Source organism: Methylomonas sp. MS20 (genome assembly GCF_050275925.1).
Classification (GTDB): domain Bacteria; phylum Pseudomonadota; class Gammaproteobacteria; order Methylococcales; family Methylomonadaceae; genus Methylomonas; species Methylomonas koyamae_A.
Genome location: NZ_CP189962.1, coordinates 1,669,677 through 1,693,569, shown reverse-complemented (window position 1 = coordinate 1,693,569; position 23,893 = coordinate 1,669,677). Strand labels below are relative to the sequence as shown.

General features: G+C 56.4%; 19 protein-coding genes. 5 read left to right on the top strand and 14 right to left on the bottom strand.

The features are described 5' to 3' along the window. Positions 1-6: 6 nt before the first annotated feature. The 8 genes from fliJ to ACQE3D_RS07340 are packed head-to-tail and all read right to left on the bottom strand — an operon-like array spanning position 7 to position 8,199. Entirely contained in the window at positions 7-459 is a 453-nt protein-coding gene (fliJ, locus tag ACQE3D_RS07375; protein ID WP_071157127.1) for a flagellar export protein FliJ, read from the bottom strand. Beyond that, the gene (fliI, locus tag ACQE3D_RS07370; RefSeq protein ID WP_168032995.1) at positions 456-1,805 is read right to left on the bottom strand and encodes a flagellar protein export ATPase FliI; all 1,350 of its coding nucleotides are present in this window, start codon (positions 1,803-1,805) and stop codon (positions 456-458) included. Before fliI ends, fliJ begins: the two co-directional genes overlap by 4 nt. After that, positions 1,802-2,506 (bottom strand): flagellar assembly protein FliH, encoded by a 705-nt coding sequence (locus ACQE3D_RS07365; protein WP_427551444.1) that lies wholly within the window; start codon positions 2,504-2,506, stop codon positions 1,802-1,804. Before ACQE3D_RS07365 ends, fliI begins: the two co-directional genes overlap by 4 nt. Next, complete coding sequence (fliG, locus tag ACQE3D_RS07360) at positions 2,493-3,503, bottom strand: flagellar motor switch protein FliG (RefSeq protein WP_064030356.1); 1,011 nt, start codon at positions 3,501-3,503, stop codon at positions 2,493-2,495. Before fliG ends, ACQE3D_RS07365 begins: the two co-directional genes overlap by 14 nt. Further along, complete coding sequence (gene fliF / locus ACQE3D_RS07355; RefSeq protein ID WP_139306178.1) at positions 3,496-5,244, bottom strand: flagellar basal-body MS-ring/collar protein FliF; 1,749 nt, start codon at positions 5,242-5,244, stop codon at positions 3,496-3,498. Before fliF ends, fliG begins: the two co-directional genes overlap by 8 nt. Positions 5,245-5,262: 18 nt before the next feature. After that, complete coding sequence (fliE, locus tag ACQE3D_RS07350) at positions 5,263-5,574, bottom strand: flagellar hook-basal body complex protein FliE (RefSeq protein ID WP_427551443.1); 312 nt, start codon at positions 5,572-5,574, stop codon at positions 5,263-5,265. Positions 5,575-5,627: 53 nt separating this feature from the next. Further along, entirely contained in the window at positions 5,628-7,010 is a 1,383-nt protein-coding gene (locus ACQE3D_RS07345) for a sigma-54-dependent transcriptional regulator (RefSeq protein ID WP_071157121.1), read from the bottom strand. Then, positions 6,997-8,199 carry a sensor histidine kinase gene (locus ACQE3D_RS07340; RefSeq protein WP_313728536.1) on the bottom strand — a complete coding sequence of 401 codons (1,203 nt, stop codon included), beginning with the start codon at positions 8,197-8,199 and terminating at the stop codon, positions 6,997-6,999. The genes ACQE3D_RS07345 and ACQE3D_RS07340 overlap by 14 nt, the downstream gene beginning before the upstream one ends. Before the next feature lie 226 nt (positions 8,200-8,425). Between ACQE3D_RS07340 and prsT the strand changes: the two genes are divergently transcribed. Both prsT and xdp1 read left to right on the top strand, forming a co-directional pair. Further along, positions 8,426-11,254, top strand: coding sequence for an XrtA/PEP-CTERM system TPR-repeat protein PrsT (gene prsT / locus ACQE3D_RS07335; RefSeq protein ID WP_427551442.1), 2,829 nt, complete (start codon positions 8,426-8,428; stop codon positions 11,252-11,254). 227 nt (positions 11,255-11,481) lie between these two features. After that, positions 11,482-12,339 carry an exosortase-dependent surface protein XDP1 gene (xdp1, locus tag ACQE3D_RS07330; RefSeq protein ID WP_168032983.1) on the top strand — a complete coding sequence of 286 codons (858 nt, stop codon included), beginning with the start codon at positions 11,482-11,484 and terminating at the stop codon, positions 12,337-12,339. An 88-nt stretch (positions 12,340-12,427) separates the two neighbouring features. On the opposite strand, the gene argC is transcribed toward xdp1, so the two are convergent. After that, positions 12,428-13,456 (bottom strand): N-acetyl-gamma-glutamyl-phosphate reductase, encoded by a 1,029-nt coding sequence (argC, locus tag ACQE3D_RS07325; RefSeq protein ID WP_427551441.1) that lies wholly within the window; start codon positions 13,454-13,456, stop codon positions 12,428-12,430. Between the two features lie 77 nt (positions 13,457-13,533). Between argC and ACQE3D_RS07320 the strand changes: the two genes are divergently transcribed. Then, the gene (locus ACQE3D_RS07320) at positions 13,534-14,508 is read left to right on the top strand and encodes an NAD(P)H-quinone oxidoreductase (protein ID WP_071157115.1); all 975 of its coding nucleotides are present in this window, start codon (positions 13,534-13,536) and stop codon (positions 14,506-14,508) included. Between the two features lie 2 nt (positions 14,509-14,510). Next, the gene (locus tag ACQE3D_RS07315; protein ID WP_071157113.1) at positions 14,511-15,356 is read left to right on the top strand and encodes a sulfurtransferase; all 846 of its coding nucleotides are present in this window, start codon (positions 14,511-14,513) and stop codon (positions 15,354-15,356) included. 12 nt (positions 15,357-15,368) lie between these two features. Here ACQE3D_RS07315 and trmL read toward each other — a convergent pair whose 3' ends face one another. The 3 genes from trmL to secA all read right to left on the bottom strand — a co-directional run bounded on the left by trmL (position 15,369) and on the right by secA (position 21,240). Next, positions 15,369-15,845 (bottom strand): tRNA (uridine(34)/cytosine(34)/5-carboxymethylaminomethyluridine(34)-2'-O)-methyltransferase TrmL, encoded by a 477-nt coding sequence (trmL, locus tag ACQE3D_RS07310; protein WP_064031817.1) that lies wholly within the window; start codon positions 15,843-15,845, stop codon positions 15,369-15,371. 11 nt (positions 15,846-15,856) lie between these two features. Further along, on the bottom strand, positions 15,857-18,358 hold the full coding sequence (locus ACQE3D_RS07305; protein ID WP_071157111.1) for a glycogen/starch/alpha-glucan phosphorylase: 2,502 nt from the start codon (positions 18,356-18,358) through the stop codon (positions 15,857-15,859). 149 nt (positions 18,359-18,507) lie between these two features. Continuing rightward, positions 18,508-21,240, bottom strand: a complete 2,733-nt coding sequence (secA, locus tag ACQE3D_RS07300; RefSeq protein ID WP_064031819.1) for a preprotein translocase subunit SecA — start codon at positions 21,238-21,240, stop codon at positions 18,508-18,510. A 187-nt stretch (positions 21,241-21,427) separates the two neighbouring features. On the opposite strand from secA, the gene trkA reads away from it, so the two are divergent. Next, positions 21,428-22,789 (top strand): Trk system potassium transporter TrkA, encoded by a 1,362-nt coding sequence (gene trkA / locus ACQE3D_RS07295; protein WP_064031820.1) that lies wholly within the window; start codon positions 21,428-21,430, stop codon positions 22,787-22,789. A 21-nt stretch (positions 22,790-22,810) separates the two neighbouring features. Here trkA and ACQE3D_RS07290 read toward each other — a convergent pair whose 3' ends face one another. Further along, complete coding sequence (locus ACQE3D_RS07290) at positions 22,811-23,371, bottom strand: hypothetical protein (RefSeq protein WP_427551439.1); 561 nt, start codon at positions 23,369-23,371, stop codon at positions 22,811-22,813. Continuing rightward, positions 23,371-23,892 (bottom strand): hypothetical protein, encoded by a 522-nt coding sequence (locus tag ACQE3D_RS07285; RefSeq protein ID WP_071157107.1) that lies wholly within the window; start codon positions 23,890-23,892, stop codon positions 23,371-23,373. Before ACQE3D_RS07285 ends, ACQE3D_RS07290 begins: the two co-directional genes overlap by 1 nt. Position 23,893: the final 1 nt, after the last annotated feature.

Below are 23,893 nucleotides of genomic sequence, written 5' to 3'. Positions count from 1 at the left end.
ATCGATCTAAGCACGTCCCGTGCCATCGTCGCGGCGCGAGCGAGCTGCCCGGTCGTCTTGCTCGGCTTGCTCGCGTTTTTGTTCGGTTTTCGCTTCGTCGACGGCCGCCAATTCCTTGACGCGCTTCAAACTTTTAGTGCGCTGATGGCATTGTTCCCAAAGTCCACGGGCTTTTTGCAAATCCCTTTCGCATTGCAGCACCTGGCGGCGCTGACCTTCGATCGCCCCGTCCAGCTTGTCGGCGAACGCTCGAAACTCCAGCAACTGACCAACGTTAATCCCGGCCCGCTGACGTGCCTCGAAACGCTGCAAATACTCCAGCCGATATTGAACCAGTTGATCGAGCTGGTTTTGCTGATCGGCGAGCCGTTGCTGGCTGACGCCCATCGCCTCCAACGCTTCGCGTTCCTGGCGAACGTATAAATCGACTATGACATTCAGGCGCTGAGATTTTTTCATCGGCCGCCCAGTAATTGCGCCAGCTCGTCAATGCTACGACTCAAATCGACCGATTCGTCCATGTCCTGCCGCAGAAACGCCATGATGGCAGGATTGCGCTCGATCGCCTGATCGATGCGCGGATCGGCGCCGGGCCGGTAAGCGCCGACGCTGATCAAGTCGCGGTTTTGCTGGTAAGTGGAATACAAACGCCGCAAATCGCGAGCCATGCGCATGTGCTCGTTATCCACAATATCCGGCATCACCCGGCTAACCGACGCTTCGACGTCGATGGCGGGATAATGGCCCGAGTCCGCCAGCGCCCGCGACAACACGATATGCCCGTCCAACACGCCGCGAGCCGCGTCGGCGATCGGGTCGTTGGTGTCGTCGCCCTCGGCCAGCACGGTGTAAAACGCGGTGATCGAGCCGCCACCTTCGTCGCCGTTGCCGGCCCGCTCCACCAACTGCGGCAATTTGGCGAATACCGACGGCGGATAACCCTTGGTGGCCGGCGGCTCGTCGATGGCCAACGCGATTTCGCGGTAAGCCTGGGCATAGCGGGTCAAGGAATCCATCAACAGCAGCACGTTCAAGCCCTGGTCGCGAAAATATTCGGCGATCGCCGTCGCCAATAGCGCGCCATGCACCCGCATCAGCGGCGAATCGTCGGCCGGCGACGCCACCACCACCGCGCGGCTCAAGCCTTCCTCGCCCAGGATCTTCAACACAAATTCGTTCACCTCCCGGCCGCGCTCGCCGATCAGGCCAACGACGACGATGTCGGCATTGGTGAATTTGGTCATCATGCCCAGCAGGATGCTCTTACCGACACCGGTGCCGGCGAACAAGCCCATCCGCTGACCGCGGCCGACGCTGAGAATTGAGTTGATGGCTCTGACGCCGACATCCAAGGCTTCGCGGATCGGTTTGCGGGTCAGCGGATTGATCGGCACGCCGGATAGCGAGACCTTGGCATCGGTGATCAAAGGTCCCTTGTTGTCCAGCGCCTGACCGGCGCCGTCCAGCACCCGGCCAAGTAAGCCGAAACCGACGCCGACCAGGCTGTCCTGCCCGAGCGGAATCACCCGGCAACCCGGCTCCAGGCCATGGGTATCGCCGGTTGGCATCAAAAACAAGCGGGCTCCGGAAAAGCCGACGACTTCGGCGGAAATGACTTTGCCGGACTTGGTGACGACGCGGCACAGCGAGCCGATCGAGGCTCGGCAACCCTCGGCTTCCAAAGTCAGCCCCACCATTCGGGTCAAGCGGCCTTCGACGATTAACGGCGGCGGCTCGAGCAAACGTTGCCGATATGGTTGCAAACGTGCCAACCACAACCGTCCACGGTCCGGCGTGGGAATCATCGCTGAGCGTCTTGGCGGCGTTCGCCGCCCAAAACCGTGGCTATCACGGCGGCCAAACGGGTTTCGACGCTGGCATCGACGCTGGACACTTCGGTTTCGACGGTGCAACCGCCTCGACTCAGTAGGGGATCTTCCCGCAAGCACCAAGGCGGCATGCTTTCGTCCAGGCTCAACGCGGTTTTGACCAACGCCGCGTCTTCGGGATGCAGATTGACGGTAATTTTTTGCGAGGCTAGCGGCAGGGCCTTGACGGCTTCGCGCACCACCGCGACGACTTCGCCGGGTTCGGTTTTCAGTTCGCGGCGGACTAATTGGCCGGCTATCGCGCAGGCCAGTTTGACCAATTCTTCTTCGACGGCGGCGTCGAGCGTTCGAAACGGCTCGCTCAAGGCTTCGAGCAGCACATTCAGTTCGGCGGCCTGCTTTTGCAGCAAGTGCAGGCTTTCTTCGTAACCCTGCCGCCGTCCCTCTTCCAAGCCAATCTCGCGCCCTTCTTCCATGCCCTGTTGCCGACCTTGCGCGTAGGCTTCCGCGTAAGCCTGTTTTTGGATCGCTTCGATTTGATCGACCGTCAAGGTTTCCGTGGCTTCCTTGACATCGACGGGTTCGGAGCGCGGCGCGCTGAAATCCTGCAAATCGGTCCAGCGATTCAGCGCTTGCAGCTCGGCGTCGGAGAATTTATTGCCCTTAGACGAATTCATCGCCGCCGCCGCCGCCTAACGAAATTTCCCCGGCGTCGGACAAGCGTTTGGCGATCGCCAGGATGTCTTTTTGCGCGGCTTCGACTTCGCTGAGGCGAGCCGGCGGCGCGGCTTCGAGGTCGTCGCGCAGCATTTCCGCCGCGCGGCGGGACATGTTGGCGAAAATCTTGTCGCGTAAGGCGCCGTCCACGCCGCGCAAAGCCAACAGCAATTGGTCGGTGGAAACTTCGCGTAGCAGGGTTTGAATGCCGCGGTCGTCGACGTTGACCAAATCGCCGAATACGAACATTTTGTCCTGAATACGTTGAGCCAGATCGGAATTGGCTTCGTTGATGTCTTGCATCATCGGATCGCTGACCGTGCTTTCGATGAAATTGAGAATATTGGCGGCAGCGTCGATACCGCCGATTTGCGATGACTTGACGCCTTCGCTGCCGGTCAATTGTTTTTCCATGATGTCGTCCAGCTCGCGCAATGCCGCGGGCTGCACGCCTTCCAGCGTGGCGATGCGCATCAGAATGTCGGAACGCATGTTTTCCGGCAGCATCGTCAGCACATCGGCCGCCTGATCGGCGTCCAACAAGGACAAAATGATCGAGATGATTTGCGGATGTTCGAGACGGATCAAGTCGGCGATCGAGCGGGTATCCATCCATTTGAGCTGCTCGATACCCTTGCTGTTGGCGCCCAACAAAATCCGGTCGATGATACTGCCGGCCTTGTCGGCACCCAATGCGTTGGTCAGCATCGCCCGGATGTATTCGTCGGAATCCAAACCCAGGCCGGTTTCGTTCTTGATCTGAATAATGAACTCTTCCAAGACCTGATCCACCATCCCCGAGCTGATGGGTCCCAGTTGCGCCATCGTCGAGCCGATCAATTGCACTTCCTTGGGTCCCATGTGGCGCAGTACCGTCGCCGCCCGGTCCTGACCGACGGCCAGCAGCAGCAGCGAGGCGCGCTGGGCATGGGATAGGTCATTGGGATCCTCAGCCATTGTCCTTCAACCAGGTTTTGATGACTTGGGCGACCAGTTTGGGATCTTCGTCTATCAGTTTTTGCACGTATTCCAGCCTTTTTTCGTAGCTTTGCGGGGCTTCCAGCAGCAACAAATCCTCGGCGCCGGTCGTGATCGTCCGCACCTCGCCGGTTTCTTCATCGACCTTGACGGCGACCGGCACCGGCCGGCCTTCTTCGTCGAAGCGCACGATACCCCCGGACGCCTCGGCAATGGCCTTGGCCTCTTCCAACGCTTCGATCTGCGCTTCCTTGGCGATCAAGGTCCGCACCGCCGGCCTCAGCACACCCAAAATCAACATCAGCACCACCAGCACGGCCGCCAATTGCCGCATGCTACCGCCAAACCAAGCTTGTTGCCAGAACGGTTCGCTGGGCACTTCTTCCAGCGCTTCCGGCATTTTGAAAGCCACGTTGGTCACAGTGACCTGATCGCCGCGACTGTTGTCGAAGCCCACCGCCTGCTTGACCAAATCGCGTAATTGGTTGAGTTCTTCCTGGGAATACGGCAGTTGGCCGAATTGTCCGTCCGCCTGAGCGACCTTTTTGTTATCGACGACGACCGCCACCGACAGTCGCCGCAACGCGCCGGTAGCGAGCCGCGTGTGGGTAATGGTTTTATCGAGTTCGTAGTTGCGGGTCGCGCTTTTGCTGGTGGAACCGGTTTCTCCGCTGGTTTCGGTTTTCTCCTGGCCGCTGGCAACTTCCGGCGCCACGCCTGTCGGCGGCGGCTGGTTGGATAACGCGCCCGGAACGCCTTGCACCTTGGATTGCGAGTTTTTGTCTTCCTGGGTTTGCTCGCTGCGTAGCGCCGGCAAATCGGGGTTGAACATTTCCTGGGTTTTTTCGGTCACCGTAAAATCGACGTCGGCGGAAATCTGCGCCCGCATGCCGTCGCCGCCAACCAGCGGCGTCAGAATATTCTCGATCCGCCCGCGCAGGTGTTCCTCCAGATTGCGTTTGTAATCGAACTGCTTACTGGATAGGGACATATCCTCCGAGGTTTCCTTGCTGTTCAGCAAACGGCCTTTTTGATCGACGACGGTGACTTGGCCCGGCTCCATCAACGGCACGCTGGACGATACCAAGTGGACGATGGCTTCGATTTGTTCCTTTTCCAAGCTGCGGCCCTGATACAGCTCGACCACGACCGAAGCGCTGGGTTTTTTACGTTCGCGGACGAAGACCGACTGTACCGGAATCGCCAGCAACACCTTGGCGGATTTGACGTTTTGGATGGTTTGCACGGTCAACGCAATCTCGCCTTCCAAGGCCCGCTGAAAGCGCATCTGTTCGACGTTTTTGCTGGCGCCGAAACCGTTGTCCTTGTCGAGCAACTCGTAACCGAGGCTGGTGCTGCGCGGCAGACCTTGCGCGGCCAGCTTGAGCTTGACTTCGCGGACTTTTTCGGCCGGCACCATGATCGTTCCGGTACCGGTCTCGACCTTATACTCGACGCCTAGCTTGGTCAACGCATCGAGGATTTCGGTGGCATCTTTTTCGGCGACTGCCGGAAACAATAAGTCGTAATGTTGCTCCTGCGACCAGAGCACGACGGCAACCCCAATAGCGACGCTTAAGGCCAGGCCCAACATCAAGCCCAATTGGTTGGACAGCGGCAGTTTGCTCAGGCTTCTCAACGCCGTCTGCATTCTGCCCTTGTCCGTCGTCACCATCGGCAACGCGCTTTCCATCGGTAGGTTTCGGTCTATTTCGCTCATGGCTCACAGCATAGCAGCTTACATGGACATGCCCATAACGTCCTTGTAGGCATCGACCAGTTTGTTGCGGACTTGCAGCATGGCCTGGAACGATACGCTGGCTTTTTGCGAGGCGATCATCACCTCGGCCAGACTAACGTCCGGCTTGCCCATTTCGAAGGATTGCGCCATGTCGTTGGCGGTTTGCTGAGTGCGGTTCACCGAGTCGATCGATTGCTTCAACATCGCGGCGAAATCGCCGGAATTGTCGCCAACCGGCGGTTTGCCGCCGGCTTCGATGGACATGATCCGCATTTGAGCCAGGACTTGGTTGATATTCATATCTGACATAAAAATGACTCGCTGGTGATTTTATATCGGACAAGCAGATTTCAAGCCAATTTTTAACAAGGAACCAACACCCCGGCCTCCTTCATCCGGGCAATTTTATAACGCAAGGTGCGCGGGCTGATTCCCAACCGCTCGGCCGTGGCCTTGCGGCTGCCGCTGGCCTCATGCAGCATCTGCAGGATGATCTTTTCCTCGGCCGAACGCACGCCTTCATCGAGACTGGCACTGCAAAGAGCCCCCGCCGCCTCGGCAGCCCCATCGCTCGGCGAGGCAAGGCTTTGCAGTTCGGCCGGCAATTCCGGCAAGATTTCGCAGCCCTCTTCGAATATCAACTCGGCGCAACCGATTCGACCGTTGTTTTGCAGAATCAGCGCGCGCTGTATCACGTTCTCCAGTTCGCGCACGTTGCCCGGCCAGCGGTATTGTTGCAAGCGAACGGCGGCTTCCGGCTCTATCGTGCAGGCCGGCCGACCATGCGGGCTGTGTTTCGCCAACAATTCGTAGGCCAGCGGCAGCACATCGCCGGGACGCTCGCGCAAGGGAGGGATGCGTAACGGAAATACGCTCAATCGGAAATACAGATCCTCGCGAAACCGGCCCTCGTTAACATAGGACTTCAATTTCCGGTTGGTAGTCGCCAAAATTCTGACGTTCAGTGCAATCTTGCGGTGACTGCCCAGCCGTTCAACTTCTTTTTCCTGTAAGACTCTGAGCAATTTAGCCTGCAAGGCCAAATCCATCTCGGATATTTCATCGAGCAATAACGTGCCGCCGTGAGCGAGCTCGAATTTGCCGGGCATCGACTGCACCGCGCCGGTAAACGCGCCTTTTTCGTAACCGAACAACATCGCCTCCAGCATGTTTTCCGGGATTGCCGCGCAGTTGATCGCTTCGAACGGACCTTGATGAAAGTGCGAGTTTCGGTGTATGTACCGCGCCAACACTTCCTTGCCGGTGCCGCTTTCGCCTTCCAGCAACATGGTCACATCGGTCTTCGCGACCTTGGCCGCGAGAGCGTACAATTTTTTCATCAATGCGTCGGCGACGACTCTTTCGCACTGCTGGGGTTGCGGACCTTGAATAAATCCCGCCACCTTGTCGAGCAGAACGCCGGCTTCGAAGGGTTTGATCAGATAATCGGCGGCGCCGGCCTGCATCGCTTCGACCGCTTTCGGAATCGTGCCGTAAGCCGTCATCAGCAATACCGGCGGCGCCTCGGGCTTTTGCTGGAGGTTTTGCAATAACTGATAGCCGTCCATTACCGGCATCTGCACGTCGCTGACGATTAGCCGCGCCGTTTGCCGGGACAACAAGCCCAACGCGTCGGCGCCGTTTTTCGCTGACTTGACCTGATAGCCGGCCAGTTCCAACGTGTCGCACAAGGCTTCGGCCAAAGCCGGGTCGTCTTCGACGATCAATACGTCACACGGTTTCATAGCATTCTCCGCGGCCGGCGACACCGGCCGATAAACTGGGTTCGTAACGGGTTGATGGCAAAATTAACGTAAAACGGCTGCCGCGTTCGGGCAAGGGCCGATAAGTCGCCCGGCCGCCATGCGCCTTGGCCACGCTATCGACAACCGCCAGTCCGAGACCGGTGCCGTTAGCCTTAGTTGTGAAAAACGGTTCGAACAGGCGCTCCCGGCGCGGTTCGGGCACGCCCGGCCCATCGTCGACCACTTCGATGAGCAAATCGCCCACCTCGCCGGCCGTCGCGGTCAAAATGACACACCGGGCTCCGGCCTCTACGGCGTTGGTCAGCAAATTCAGCAACGCGCCGAGCAATGCATCCTGGTTCCCGGTCAAACGTGCGATACCGGATCGGTCCTCGAGCGTAAAATCGCAAGTCAGCGCATCCGCACTATCCGCCAACAATAGCCACAAGGTTTGCAACTCGAAGTCCTGCATGGCCATTCGGCCTTGCTTGGCGAAAATCAGCATATCGTTAACCTGCCTTTCCAAATAGTGCAGGCGTTCCAGTATCTTGGCGGAGAATTGCAGGCGCTTGTCGCCGCTCAAGCCCGGCGTATTGATTTGCGAGGCGTACAGAATGGCGGTCGATAGCGGTGTGCGCACCTGATGGGCCAATCCGGCCACCATCTCACCCATCGCGCTCAATTGCTTTTGACGGGCCAATAAATTCTGCAGGGAACGCAATTCGGTAACGTCGGACAATAAAATCAGCTGCTCCGCGCCGTTACCCAAGGCGCTGTAGGTGATGTTGACGGTACGGCCGTCACGCAGTTGCCTCTCGTGCGGGGAATCGAACACCGGCTGCAGACTGCGACCAACGACTTGCCACCAACTCTCGCCCAATAAGGGCTCGCCGAGGAAATCCACCGCGTAGCCGTTGCAATCGATCACCACCCCTTCTCGGTTCAGCACGATCACCGCGGCAGGCAGCGCCGCCAGAATTTGTTGCAAACGGCTGGCCAGTCTTTCCTTTTCGATCAAGGTGTTCACGCGTTCGTCGCGCGCCGCCGCCAGTTCGCGATTCAGAGCGGTCACTTGCTCTTCCAACCCGTGATAGGACTGGGCTAGATTTTCGGACAAGGCATTGAAGGCCCGAAACGCATCGGTCAAACGTTCGGCTTGCCGTTGTTGGTGATAGCTGAAAGTCTCCATAATCTTGACGCCTAGTGGTTACGCCAGGCAAAAAGCAAAAACCGGACCATGAATAATTTACACATATTTTCAACCACTTAAACCATCACGCCAAGATTTTGGCGCCGCTCTCCCGCAGTCTGGCAAGTTCGATAGAACGGGTATCGATTCAATCGCGCGATACGGCTGGTGGCGGGACCTCTTTCAGGCTATGCTATCGGAGCTAACCAATCACCGTCATAACGCCATGCACAAGCATCCGCCCGAAATTCGCCCACCGTTACGCCGGATTCCCGCCGCGTTGTTGCTTGCTTCGACCTTGTCGCCGTTTCAAGCCGCTATTTCCGACGAAATTCGAGCCGGTCAATTTTACGAGCAAGCGATTCAGGCACAGCAGAATCAAAATTTACCGGAAGCGATCATTGACCTAAAAAATGCGCTGCAAGAAAACCCCAACTATGTCGCCGCGCATATTTTATTGGGCGAAATCTACCTCAAACAACAGTCGCTGTCGGAAGCCGAGGTGCAACTGACTCAGGCCAAGCAATTGGGCGCCGATCAAGCCCTGCTCATTAAGCCACTGGCGCAGTTGTACTTGTATCAGCTCAAATACGATCAATTGATTAAGGAAATCGATCCCAGCCGATTCAGCCGGGATCTGCAACCCACCCTTCACTTGTTTCGAGGCCACGCTTATGTGCAATTGGGAGAACTCAGCGCCGCTCTTAACGAATACGATATGGCCAGCCAAATCAATCCGGGACAAATCGACTCGCTGATTGGGCGCGCCAATACCTTATTACGTCGCGGCGATATCGACGGCGCGCGGACCGCCACGGACAAGGCACTGCAGATGAAGCCCGACGATCCCGGCGTACGCTTCGTTATAGGCTCGATCAAGCATTCTCAAGGAGACCTAAATGGGGCGTTGACGGAATACGACGCCACCTTGGCGGCCCAGCCGGAACATCTTGACGCCCGCCTGGCCCGCATAGGGATACTGATGGATCAGCATCGTGACGATCAGGCCCTACAAGATTTGGACTACGTCAAGGAACATTATTCGTTCGACCCAAGAGGCAACTATCTAAGATCAGTCATTCTGGCGCGCAACAATCGAATCGACGAGTCGGTCAAGGAACTCAATACCGCGGCGGATACGTTAGTCAATCTAAAGCCGGAACTAGTAACCGCCCACGCGCAGACCTTGATGTTGTCAGGCTTGGTAAACTTCGGCCTGCAGCGCTACGATATCGCGATAAACCATTTGCAGCTGTACGTCCGCCAATTTCCGGAACAAATCGGTGGCTATAAATTGCTGGCATCGGCACTGCTTGCGAAAAACGAACCGGAACAAGTGATTACCCTACTCAAACCGGTATTAGTCCGAAATCCTCGGGACTATCGCCTGATGTTTTTACTGGGAAGCGCCTATATGCGCACCGGCAGACACGATTTGGCCAGCACCATGTTGGAGAAGGCTTCGGCTTTAAGCGCGGATGGTGAGCAAATCCACACCGAAATTGGCTTAAACCTGCTGTCGATGGGGCAAGAGCAGATGGCCGCCGAAGAGTTGGAAGCGTCATTCAAAAACAACCCCGGCAATACTCAGGCCGGAACCCATTTAGTGTCGATTTATATCAGCCGGGGCGAATCCGCAAACGCGCTACGCGTTGCAAAGGCCATGGTTGAACAAGCGCCGAAAAATATTACACTGATCAACTTAATGGGCACCGCCCAAGTCAGCGCGAAACAATACAAACAGGCCAGACAAAGTTTTGAACGCGCGATCGAACTGGAACCTAATTTCGTAGCCGCTTATGTGAATTTGGGCCGATTGGATGCAGCCGAGAATAAACTCGATGCTGCAAAATCCAGACTGGAAAACCTGCTAAATAAACAAACCGATAATGTGACGCTGATGACGGAGTTGGCGCTGATCGAACTGGCCGCCGGGAATCCCGAACGCGCGGAGTCCTGGCTGGCCAAGGCCCGCAAAGTCGATCAAAAGTCCATACCGGTTCTACTGGCGCTGATCGAAGTCAAATTACACACTGGCAAAACCACGGAAGCCGTCAGTATCGCCGAAGCCGCCGAACTCATCGATAAAAACGACCATAAAGTGCTGGACGCGCTTGCGCGCTGCTACTTGGCGAACAATAGCCGAGATCGAGCGCTGGCAATTTACATCCGCATGGCGGATCAAGCCAGACTGAGCGCGAAACTGCTCTACAAAGTCGCCCGTCGTCAATTGGACGCCGAAGACCAATATGAAGCCATCAAAACGTTAAAGAAAGCGGTCCTGGCCGACCCTAAACATCTGCCGTCGCAGATCGCGCTGGTGGAAACCGAGCTGAACTACGGTAAACCGGTTTTTGCGCTTAGCCGCGCCGAAAATTTACGTCAGCAGTACCCAAACCGAAGTTTCGCCCGCACCTTGTTGGGCGATATCGCGATGCATGACAAAAATTACGCATTAGCCGTAACTCACTTTCAGGAAGGCTTCAATCTGGAGCCTAACTCGCAAGTATTGATGAAGTTGTTCGACGCTTTAAAGCAAACCGACCGGGCCTCGGAGGCTTACGATCTGCTGAGTAACTGGATCGAAAAACACCCGGAAGATAGCGTCCCGCTGGCGGCGCTGGCCGAAGAAAACATGCGTGCCGGCAGATTTGCCGCCGCCGAAAAACAGTACGATAAGCTCTTGAAAAAATTCCCGGACGAACCACAGTTTTTAAACAATCTCGCCTACGTATACTTCAATCTGGGCAATCCCAAAGCTCTGGTTTTAGCGGAAAACGCCGTCAAATTGGCGCCCGAGCATCCTTCGGCAAACGACACATTAGGATGGATTCTGGCCAATACCGGGAACCCGGAAAAAGGCCTTCGCTACCTACGCGACGCACACTCTCGTTTATCCGGCGACCCGGAAATTCGCTACCATATTGCCGCGGCGTTAGAAATGCTGCAGCGGAATGACGAAGCCAAGGCCGAGTTGCAAGAAGCTTTGAATAGTGGCCAATCATTTAACGGGATCGACAAAGCAAAGATTTTATTGGAAAAACTCAACCGCTAACTCTCATGTCGGCTTATTTTACACGCGCAGTCCCCCGCCCCTCACAAGCAACACCAAGCAATTGAAATTGCATATAAATCAAATATACGCACATTTCTTGCTGTAAAAATATTGACGCTTCCCGCTTTAATCCTTCAGTACAGTGTTTCTATATCGGAAATTATAGAGAATACCGGGCGAGCACACCTGCTAAATACGGAGATCCCCAAATGACTAGAACATACTTAGTGCTGGCAGCCTTCATTCTTTCGCCACTTTCCGCGCACGCTACCGCCTGGAATTTGTTAAATACTGCGAATTGTTTAAATGGCTGTACGGCAAACTACCCAACTTACTCTCCGACCTCTGGCAACAGTCAGGCATTCTCATCATCCACGGCTGGCGCGCCTAACCTAACGGTATCGGCATTTTCAACGTCGTCCACCTCAGCCACACCCGCATCAACTTTTGCCGCAGCAACCCTGGCATTGTATTCCGGTTACGGCTTAGGGGCGACCGCCGCTAGTAACGACGGAACACTCGGCAGCCAGCCGGACCATGCGTTCGACAATGATGGCAGCGCGTCGTCATATACCGACTACGCGCCTGACGGAAACGTCGACGCGGCGTTGCTGTATTTTGGCCCCAACGGTGTCGATATCGACAGCCTGAGTGTTGGCTACATCAATGGAGATGCCGACATTTCAGTGCTGGCCTACACTGGTTCTCTAGTAGGTGGCGCCTTGCCTGCGGCGGCCGCAATCGCCAACCATACCTTTGCTCAGTTACTCAGTGCCGGTTGGTCTTTCATCGGTAATTACAATATGGGTTCGACCAACACCGCTAAAGCGATCAATTCCGATAATGTGTCGTCCAGTTACTGGCTGATCAGCGCTTATACGACCAGCGCGGGAACCGGTAAAGGCGATTCGACTTCATTATTAAGCTTCGGCAACGACTACTTTAAATTGTCCGCCGTTTCAGGCATCGTCAGCACCACTACGGGCAGCGTACCGGAACCCGCCAGCGCCCTATTGATTGCGCTGGGCTTGCTGGGTTTTAGAGCCAGGATGAGAGACACTCGCGGAAATTTGCTAATAGCCTAAGCCCGTCCATCGCTGCTCGGCACCGAAACATAAAGGCCCGCCCCTGTAACCACGGGGACGGGCCTTTTTATTTGTCATGGCATACAGACTACGGATAAAGCGGTACCAACTCCAATCCGATAAACTCATCCAAACCCATCGTCAAATTCATCGCCTGCACCGCCTGACCGGAGGCGCCCTTAACCAGGTTATCGATGACCGACAGAATCACGACGACATCGCCACCCCGTGGCTGATGAACCGCGATCTGGCAGCGATTACTGCCTCTGACGTTACGCGTATCGGCATGACTGCCGGCCGGCAGCACATCGACAAATTTTTCATCTTGATACCGAGTTTCGTACAGGCTCTGCAAATCGACCGACTTGGTCAATCTGGCGTACAAGGTCGCGTGTATGCCGCGAATCATCGGCGTCAGATGCGGTACGAAGGTCAGGCCGACCCGTTCGGTCGTGGCGCGCTGCAAGCCTTGACGAATCTCCGGCAAATGCCGATGACCCGCCACGCCGTAAGCTTTGAAGCTCTCGCCGGCCTCGCTCATCAGCGAGGACAGCTCGGCCTTGCGACCGGCACCGCTAACGCCGGATTTACAGTCGGCGATCAGATTGCCGACATCAACCAGCCCATGCTCCAGCAACGGCAAAAATCCCAGCTGCACGGCCGTCGGATAACAACCCGGACAGGCAATTAATCTGGCGGCGCGTATCGCCGCGCGATTCACTTCCGGCAGCGCGTAAACCGCTTCGCCGATCAGCTCCGGGCAGGCGTGCTCGACGCCGTACCAATGCTCCCATTCCGCACTATCCTGCAATCGAAAGTCGGCGGATAAATCGATCACCTTGATCCCCAGCGCAAGCAAAGCCTCTGCCATGGTCATCGCGATTCCGTTTGGCGTCGCGAAAAACACTACATCGCAGTCGCGAAGGTTTTCTATTTCCGGTCGCGTGAAGACCACATCGCAATAGCCGCGCAGACTAGGATAGACTTTGTCGACCCGCGTGCCCGCATCGGCCCGCGATGTCACCGCCGCGACCTCGACCTCGGGATGCAATGTCAGGATTCTTAACAATTCGACCCCTGTATATCCGGTGCCGCCTACGATGCCCGCTTTTATCATGTTGATCTCGCTGAAAATCCGCTAATACTCGAAATGGCCACATATAATACGACACTCTTCCCCAACCGCAGACGCCGATGCGCGCGATCACGATTCTTCCCGGCGAAGCTCGTCAACTCGCTTTAACCGAATTGCCGACGCCCAAGCCAGACAACGGCCAAGTCCTGATCAAGGTCTCCGCCGCTGGCGTCAATCGCCCGGATCTCGTGCAGCGCGCCGGCTTATACCCGCCACCGGAAGGCGCATCCCCCATTTTAGGCCTGGAAGTCGCCGGCACGGTGATTGAAACCGGCTCGGACGTCGTCTCTCCCAAACCGGGGGACAGCGTTTGCGCCTTGTTGACCGGCGGCGGCTACGCTGAATACGCAATAGCCAGTGCGGTCTGCTGCCTACCGATACCGGCCGGCTTTGACTTTGTGCAGGCCGCCGCGATTCCCGAAACCTTTTTCACGGTCTGGAGCAATCTATTCGACCGAGCCAAGTTATGCTCCGGCGAATGTTTATTGGTCCACGGCGGTAGCAGCGGCATCGGCACGACAGCTATCCAACTCGCCGGTGCGCTTGGTGCCAGAGTGATCGTCACCGCCGGCAGCCGAGAGAAATGCGATTTTTGCATGACACTCGGCGCTGAAGCGGCAATCAATTATCGTGAAAGAGACTTTGTCGAGGCCTGCAAGCAATTGACCGTGGGGCGGGGCGTGGACGCGGTACTGGACATCGTCGGCGGCGACTATTTTCCGCGTAATCTGAAAGCGCTGGCGCCTGACGGCCGCCTGTTGCAGATCGCGATTCAAACCGGCGCCAAGGCCGAGATCAACTTGGCGGCGGTCTTAATGAAGCGGCTGACTATCGCCGGCTCCACCTTACGCGCAAGGGACGATACATTCAAGGCCGCGATTGCCCAACAATTGCTGAGCCAAGTCTGGCCCTTGCTTGAATCGGGCCGAATCAAACCCGTCATCGATTCACTCTATCCTCTGGCAAACGCCGCGGAAGCCCACGCCAGAATGGAAAGCTCTCAACATATCGGAAAAATTATCCTGGAGGTATAACGATGTCTTGCACTACGCTAGTCTCGGCCGACACCCTAAGCACCCACCTAGACGACCCGAATTGGCTGATCGTCGACTGCCGCTTCTCGCTGGCCGAGCCGGAAGCTGGACATCGGGCCTATCGCCAGCATCATATCCCAGGCGCCCGCTATGCGGATCTCAATCAAGACCTCTCCGCGCCCATCCGAGATTATACCGGCCGCCATCCATTACCGGACTTTCGGGCACTGACCGCAAAGCTGATTGCCTGGGGAGTCAGTGCCCGCCATCAAGTCGTGGTTTATGACGACGCTTCCGGCGCCTTTGCCGGACGGTTGTGGTGGCTGTTGCGTGCAATGGGACACGACCGGGTTGCGGTGCTGGATGGCGATTACCGAAACTGGCGGCGCCTGGGCAAACCGGTAACGACGATATTGCCGAAACCGATTTCCGGCACGTTTCGTTGCTATCTTGACGATAGCCGTTGGCTGAACGCGAACAAGGTTCGGGACGGTCTGGCCAAACATGAAATCGTTTTAATCGACGCTAGAACCCCTGAGCGCTTCGCGGGCCGGCAGGAACCGATCGACCCGGTCGCTGGCCATGTACCGGGCGCGCGGAATAGGCCGTTTCAGGCCAATCTGGATAGCAAAGGCTTTTTTTTACCGGCCAATTATCTGAAAGCGCAATTCCAGGATATTCTCGGTCCGATCGAGCCCCGACAAGTCGTCCATATGTGCGGCTCCGGCGTAACCGCTTGCCACAACCTGTTGGCAATGGAAATCGCCGGACTAGGCGGTTCTCGGCTGTATGCCGGCTCGTGGAGCGAATGGATCCGGGACCGCAATCGCCCGCTAGCGAAGGGTTGACATGGAGGTGTTTCAACGTGCCTTCGGCAAGGCCTCCGGATAGCCCAATTGTCGCCAGGCCTCATACAAAGCTACGGCGACAGTATTCGATAAATTCAGGCTACGGCTCTCTGCCCGCATCGGCAAGTAGAGCTTTTGCTCGGGCGGCAAACTCTCCAGGAATTCCTGAGGCAATCCGCGCGTTTCCGGCCCGAACAACAGGGCATCGCCGGCTTGATAGCGCACTTGGCTAAACACATTGGTGCCCTTGGTGGTAAACGCGAACAAACGTTTGGGCTTTCCGCGCTCCAAGTAGTCTGCCAACGAGCCGTGCTGACGAATATTAACCCACTCGTGATAATCCAAACCGGCTCTGCGCAAGCGCTTGTCGTCCAGCTCAAAACCCAACGGCCGGATCAGGTGCAGATGCGCACCGGTATTGGCGCATAGCCGGATAATATTACCGGTGTTCGCGGGAATCTCCGGTTCGAACAGCACGATATCCAGCATCGCCCGCCCGGCTATCCCTCGACTTGGATCGGCGTCAAGTGCCAAATGTCGTGATTATATTCGCTGATGGTCCGGTCGGTCGAAAACTTGCCGCTGGCGGCGGTGTTGATAATGCTCATCCGCGTCCAATGCTCTTGATCCCGGTACGCGGCGTCGACGCGTTTCTGCGCCTCCAGATAGCTGCGGAAATCGGCAAGGGTCATCCACGGATCGCTGGGGCTTTTAATCGACGCGATAATGTCATCGAACATACCCGGTTCGAAGCGATTGAAATGGCCGCATTCCAATAAATACATGACCCGCTGCAGATCGTTATCGTCACGGATGTACGCCTCCGGGTCGTAATGACCCCGCAACGCTTCCACCTCGGCTTCGGTCAAGCCGAACAGAAAAAAGTTCTCCTCGCCGACTTCCTCGCGGATTTCAATGTTCGCGCCATCCAACGTGCCTATCGTCAGCGCACCGTTCATCATGAACTTCATATTGCCGGTACCGGATGCTTCTTTGCCGGCCGTCGAAATTTGCTCGGACAAGTCCGCGCCGGGACAAATCTTTTCCATCGCCGAGACGCAGTAATTCGGCAAAAACACCAGTTTCAACTTGTCGCCGACATCCGGATCGTTGTTGATCACATGCGAGACATTGTTGATGAACTTGATGATTTTCTTCGCCATCGCATAGCCCGGCGCCGCCTTGCCGCCGATCAACACGCAACGCGGCACCCAGTTGTCGGTGTCGCCGCGCTTGATCCGGTCGTAGAGATGAATCACATGCAGCACATTCAGGACTTGCCGCTTGTACTCGTGGATCCGCTTGACCTGCACGTCGAACAAGGCATCGACGTTGATATCGATGTCGTACTCGAATTTCTTGAAATCCACCAAACGTTGCTTGCTGGCCCGGTTCAGCTCGTACCATTTCTTGCGGAATGCCGCATCGTCGGCATAGGGTTTGAGCTCGGCCAATTGCGACAAGTCGGTGATCCAGGCATCGCCGATGGTTTCGGTGATGAATTCCGCCAATTCGGGATTGCAACCGGCCAGCCAACGCCTCGGTGTGACGCCGTTGGTTTTGTTGTTGAATTTGCCTGGCCACAGTTCGTAGAAATCCCGGAACAAGCCTTCCTTCAGCAATTTGGAATGCAATTCGGCCACACCGTTGACCGAAAAACTCCCGACGATCGCCAAATAGGCCATGCGCACCATTTTGGTCGGGCCTTCTTCGATGATGGACATTCTCGCCATGCGCTCGCCGTCGCCCGGCCAACGCGCCGACACTTCAGCCAGGAAATGCGCGTTGATCTCGTAGATGATCTCCAACAACCTCGGCAACAAACTTTGCATCAGATTGACCGACCATTTTTCCAAGGCTTCCGGCAACAGCGTGTGATTGGTGTAAGCCATCGTGTTGCGGGTGATATTCCAGGCATCGCGCCAGGACAACCCATGGATATCCATCAGCAGACGCATCAATTCGGCAACCGCGATACTGGGATGGGTATCGTTTAGTTGAAAACAATTCTTTTCGGAAAACTTCGAGAAATTGTTGCCGTGCCGCCCGACCCAGTTTGCGATCACGTCCTGCAAACTGGCGGATGCCAGCAAATATTGTTGTTGCAGGCGTAGCGCCTTGCCGTTTTCGTTGGCATCGTTGGGGTACAACACCATCGTGATGTTCTCGGCGGTGACCTTCTGAGCGACCGCCTCGGCATAGTCGCCGGCGTTGAATTCCTGCAGATTAAACTCTTCGGTGGCGATTGCCTTCCAAAGCCGCAAAGTATTGACGGTACCGTTCTTGTAGCCAGGTACCGGCGTGTCGTAAGGCATGGCCAGAATATCGTGCGTTTCTATCCAACTGGTACGCCGATTGCCGTGTTCGTCAATGTGACTTTGAGTCCGGCCGCCGAATTTGATCCGATGCATGTATTCCGGACGTTCGATCTCCCAAACGTTGCCCATCCGCAACCAGTGGTCCGGCCGCTCGACCTGCTCGCCATTGACGATCTGCTGGGTAAACATGCCGTATTCGTAACGCAGCCCGTAACCGGTGACCGGCAACTGTAAAGTCGCGCAACTGTCGATGAAACAGGCCGCCAGCCGACCCAAGCCACCGTTACCCAATCCGGCGTCCGGCTCGCTCTCCACCAGTTCCTCGGCTTCCAAACCGAGATCGTATAGCGCTTGAGTAACCACGTCGTCCACGCCCAAATTCAGCATCGCGTTGCTCAGGGACCGGCCGATCAGAAACTCCATCGACAGATAAAAGGCCTTCTTGCAATCCGAATCGCGGTAGACGTTGTAAGTTTTTTTCCAGCGCTCGACCAACCTGTCGCTGATGGTCAACGACAAAGCCTCGTAGGCATAGTGCGGCGAACGGCAATTTTCGTCTCGCCCCAACCGATGGCTGTAATAGTGTTTGAAATCGGAGATGAAATGCTTCTTTTCCATCCCCAACTTGGGCAGCTTGGTGATGTCGGAAGCGGGATTGCTCTTATGAAAAACTCTATGCGGCATCGTGATTACCCTGTAAAACAATGAATCTCTGGAAGCCATAGCGCAAACATGGATGACGATACACTCCCGGCAAGCCGGGCAAACAATCCGATCCGCTCAAAACCGGACGACTTGAGTCGGGCGACTGGCGGAGCCGCCCGTCAACCCAATCAGCTCAGCTTACCGTGACACTGCTTGTACTTTTTACCCGAACCGCAAGGGCACGGATCGTTACGACCGACCTTACGATCGCCGCGTACAAACGGTACCCCATTCTCGTCGGCCGGCTCGGCCGTTTCGTCGCCGGATTCGAAAAGCGACGAAGCCTCGGCATGTTCGTAATGCATTTCCTGCGGCGCTTGGCGTTGTTGATCGATCGCTTCGACATCTTCCTCGCGACTGACCTGCACCTTGCAGAGTATAGTCACGACTTCCTGTTTGATGTGATTCAACAAGCTGGTAAACATTTGGAATGACTCGCGCTTGTACTCCTGTTTGGGGTCCTTTTGCGCATAACCGCGGAAATGTATGCCTTGGCGCAGTTGGTCCATCGCCGCCAAATGCTCCTTCCAACTGTTATCCAGGACTTGCAGCATCACCGATTTTTCGAAGTGCCGCATCACGGAAGCGCCGATACTGTCTTCCTTGGCCTTGGCTTCCTGCTCGGCTTTCTCGACGACCAAATGCCGCAGCTTGGCTTCGTTCAAGGTTTTGTCCCGCGCCATCATCTCGACCAACGGCATGCTCAGGTTAAAATCCTGCGACAAATGCTGTTCCAGACCGCGAATATCCCATTGTTCTTCCATCGTTTTCGGCGGGACGAACTGGGTCACCGCGTCGTTGAGCACATCCGCGCGTATCGCCGCCACGATGTCGCTGATATCCTCGGCGGCCATCAACTCGTTGCGCTGCGAATAGATCACTTTGCGTTGATCGTTGGCGACATCGTCGTAGGCCAAAATTTCCTTACGAATATCGAAGTTGCGGTTTTCCACCTTGCGCTGGGCGCTCTCGATCGACCGAGTCACCCAGGGATGCTCGATCGCTTCGCCTTCCTGCATGCCCAACTTCTGCATCAGGCCAGCTACCCGCTCAGATGCGAAAATCCGCATCAAATCGTCTTCCAACGACAAATAAAACCGGGTTGAACCCGGATCGCCCTGCCGGCCGGAACGACCGCGCAACTGGTTATCGATCCGCCGCGACTCGTGGCGTTCGGAACCGATCACGTGTAAACCGCCGGACGCCAACACTTTTTCATGGCGATCCAACCACGCACCTCGCACCTGTTCCTTGGCATCGTCGCTGGCGTCTTCGCCCAAGGTCGCCAGCTCAGCATTCAAATTACCGCCCAACACGATGTCGGTACCGCGACCGGCCATGTTGGTGGCAATCGTCACCGCGCCCGGCATACCCGCCAACTCGATGATATGGGCCTCGCGCTCATGTTGTTTGGCATTCAAGACTTCGTGCTGGATGCCTTGTTGCTTCAGCATCGCCGAAATCCGCTCGGAGTTTTCGATCGACGTGGTGCCGACCAGCACCGGCTGACCGCGTTTGACGCAATCCTTAATGTCTTCGATGACCGCGTTGTATTTTTCCCGCGCCGACAAGTACACCAAATCGCCCATGTCTTTACGGATCATCGGTCTATGGGTCGGGATAACGACAACTTCCAAGCCGTAAATTTTGTTCAGCTCGAACGCTTCGGTATCCGCGGTACCGGTCATCCCGGACAGCTTGTTGTACAGGCGGAAATAGTTTTGGAAGGTAATCGAGGCCAGTGTCTGGTTCTCGTTTTGAATGGTAACGCGTTCCTTGGCTTCGACCGCTTGATGCAAGCCGTCCGACCAGCGCCGGCCGGTCATCATGCGCCCGGTGAATTCGTCGACAATGATGACTTGATCGTTTTTAACGACGTAATCGACATCGCGCTGAAACAAAATATGCGCCCGCAACGAGGCATTCAGGTAGTGCATCAAACGAATGTTGGCCGCGTCGTATAGCGAGGAACCGGCCTCGATCAAGCCGTGTTCAACCAACAAACGCTCGACTTTTTCGTAGCCGGCTTCAGTCAGGTGTATCTGCCGCGATTTCTCGTCCACCGCATAATCGCCCGGCATTTTGTCTTGCAATTCCGGATCTTCGGATTTTTCCTGCTTGGTCAGCAGCGGGATGATGGCGTTGGTCTTCAAATAGACGTCGGTATTGCCCTCGGCCTGCCCGGAGATGATCAGCGGCGTTCTGGCTTCGTCGATCAGGATCGAATCGACCTCGTCGACGATCGCGAAATTCAGGTCGCGCTGAACTTTTTGCTCCAGACTGAACGACATGTTGTCGCGCAAGTAGTCGAAGCCGAATTCGTTATTGGTACCGTAGGTAATATCGGCGGCGTATGCGGCTTGGCGTTGTTCGTGGTTTAAGTCGCTAACGATCACGCCGGTGCTCAAACCCAGAAAACCGTAGAGCTTACCCATCCATTCGGCGTCGCGGCGCGCCAGATAGTCGTTGACGGTCACGACGTGAACGCCGCGGCCGGGCAAGGCGTTAAGATAGGCCGCCAGCGTCGCCATCAGGGTTTTACCTTCACCGGTTTTCATCTCGGCGATCTTGCCGGAATTCAACACCATACCGCCGATCAACTGCACGTCGAAATGGCGCATGCCGAACACCCGGCTCGACGCTTCGCGCACCGTGGCAAAAGCTTCCGGCAATAGTTGGTCCAGTTTTTCGCCCCGTGCCAGGCGATCGCGGAATTCCTGAGTCTTAGCGGTTAACGCGGCATCGGACAGTGTTTCGTATTCGGCGGCCAACGCATTAATCTTCTTGACTATTCTGCGCTTTTTCTTGATCAGCCTGTCGTTCCGGCTGCCAACTACCATTTTAACCAGCTTCCCCAGCATGATAATTCCAGTATTAGAGTGAACCAAAGTTTGCGATTATAACGTTATGGGGGGGCGCTGACTAGAAAACAAGCCCATGCCACCAACGCCAAAACCGCTGGAACATGGACAAGCCAGGCAATGCAGGTATAATTTCTCTCCTTCACTTTCCCACCTCGCCACCCATTTTCCGGCACGCCTCCTCCGTATGAAAATTGTGATACTCGGCGCCGGCGTCACCGGCTCATCGGTAGCCGGCGCTCTCGCCAGCGAAGAAAACGACATCGTGGTCATCGATCAAAAATCGCACTTGCTGACGGCCCTTAAAGCGCGCCTGGACATCGCCACTGTCGAAGGCAACGCCACGCATCCCAGCGTTTTGGAGCAATCCGGGATTCGCGACGCCGACATGGTCATCGCGGTGACCGACCGCGACGAAACCAATATGCTGGCCTGCCAGGTTATCAATACGCTGTACAGCAAGCCGAAAACCATCGCCAGGGTAAGGGCCATCGATTTTCTGACCCACCCCGAACTGTTCCAACCTAACGGTATTCCTATCGATATCGTCATCAGTCCGGAACAAGTGGTCACCGAAGCCATTCGCAACCTGATCAAATTTCCGGGCGCGCTGCACGTCTCCGAATTCGCCGACGGTTTGGTGCGGTTGTTTTCGATCAAGGTAGTCGCCACCGGCTTTTTGACCGGCAAACGCATCCAGGCGGTCAAGGAAAAACTGGCCGACGGTATGATCCGCGTTGCCGCGATCTTTCGCGACGGCAAGGCGATTCCGGTCAACGGCGAAGCGGTCATCGCCACCGGCGACGAGGTGTTTTTCGTCTGCCCGCGCGACAAGGTCCGTAAGACCCTGATCGATTTACACAAACTGGAATCGCCGATCAAATCCATCATGCTGGCCGGCGGCGGCCACATCGGCAAACGTCTGGCGTTAGCGCTGGAAAACAACTATCACGTCAAGGTGATCGAACACAACATCGAGCGCGCCAAGGACATCGCCAACGATTTGCGCAACACGATGATTTTGCACGGCGACTGCACCGACGAATCGCTGCTGCTGGAAGAAATGATCGAGGATACCGATCTGTTCTGCGCCATCACCAATAACGACGGCATCAACCTGATTTCGGCGGGGCTGGCGAAAAAGCTCGGCGCCAAGAAAGCCATCTGCTTGGTCAACAATAACTCCTACCTGAAATTGCTGGACGGCAGCGACATCGATTTGGCGATACAACCCAAGCTGGAAACCCTAGGCGGCATCTTGAAACACGTTCGCAAAGGCGACGTGGTCGGCGTCAGCTCGGTTTGCGGAGGCAGCGCCGAGGCCATCGAAGCGATCGCCCATCGCAGCAAAAACGCCTCTTCGGTGGTCGGTCTACGGGTCGATCAGGTCAATCTGCCCGACGGCGTGATTCTGGGCGCGCTGATTCGCGAGAAGGAAGTGATTCCGGTACATCACGACACCGTGTTCGCGGAAGGCGATCATGTGGTGATGTTTGCGTTGAACAAGAAGCACGTCAAGGATATCGAGGAATATTTCCAACCGATCTGAGCGCACCACCCGTCGAAGGCATCAATCCGACAGCGGCTTACCTTCGCGATCCGCATCGATAAACGCCAACGCGCGTTGCGGCATGCCGGCGGTGCTGGTCTCCTGCTGCAACGCGGCGCGGCTGTCCTCGTGCACCGCCGCCATGAATTGCAACAAGGCCATCTCCATCCGCAATTTTTCGTCAGGTTCATCACTGTCCCACATCCTGTTCAGCAACTGCTTGGCGTGGTGATGTATCGTAAATGCCACGGCCTCCGGCAAATGCGCGTAACTGGCGCGTAGCGAGTTTTTCAATTTGTCCAACGATTCCAGATATTGCCGGTAGTCCTTTAAATCCTGCTGGCATTGAACCTTGACCATCGCCAGTTCGTTGGCGTTGCGCGCTTTGTTCACTGCCAACTCGTGGGCCAATTGCTGAGCCTGTTTGCGCAGCTGGGCGGCTAGCGCCTGCTCCGCGACGGCTTGATTTCGGCGCAATTCGGCGGCCAAGTCTTGGCGCGCCAAACGCCAATCAAGCTGATCGTCGCTAGCCCGCCGCCAAAATGAAAGCGCCGCGCTCAGCCAGCGCCCGATCGCCGCCATCAGACTTGCTCGCGGACCGCAAGGATGCCCGCGACGTCGCCGCTGCGCAGACAATGTTTCAATTCGCGCCTAAGCGTTTTGAAACGCTTGGCCGGCAACAGAGCCTTGCCCGCCAACAATTCCGACTCGACAGCCGCCGACAACTCCCGCAACTGCTTGCGATCATCGGCCGCCAGGATGCGCCGGCGCCGCATGGCCGCCCGATATTGCAACTGCTTGAACTCCAAAGCCCGGCGAGTCGCGGCTGCGCGCCTGGCCAGTTCCAGCGCGGCGACGCGCCGCAAAGCCGCCGCGGTTTCGCTGCAAAATGCCCGCAGATCGCGACTGACCTCTCTAATCAAACCGAATAGCCCTAGGCCGCCCCATAAGGCCAAGGCCACCAGTAAAATTTTAGCGCCCAGCAGATAAAGCAAACCGGTTAGCAACGCCAAGCCCGCTTGCATCGCCAAAAACCCGGCCAACAATAACAGCATGGCTAAACTACCGAGCAGCAACGCCGCCCAAACCAAACGTCCGGACATC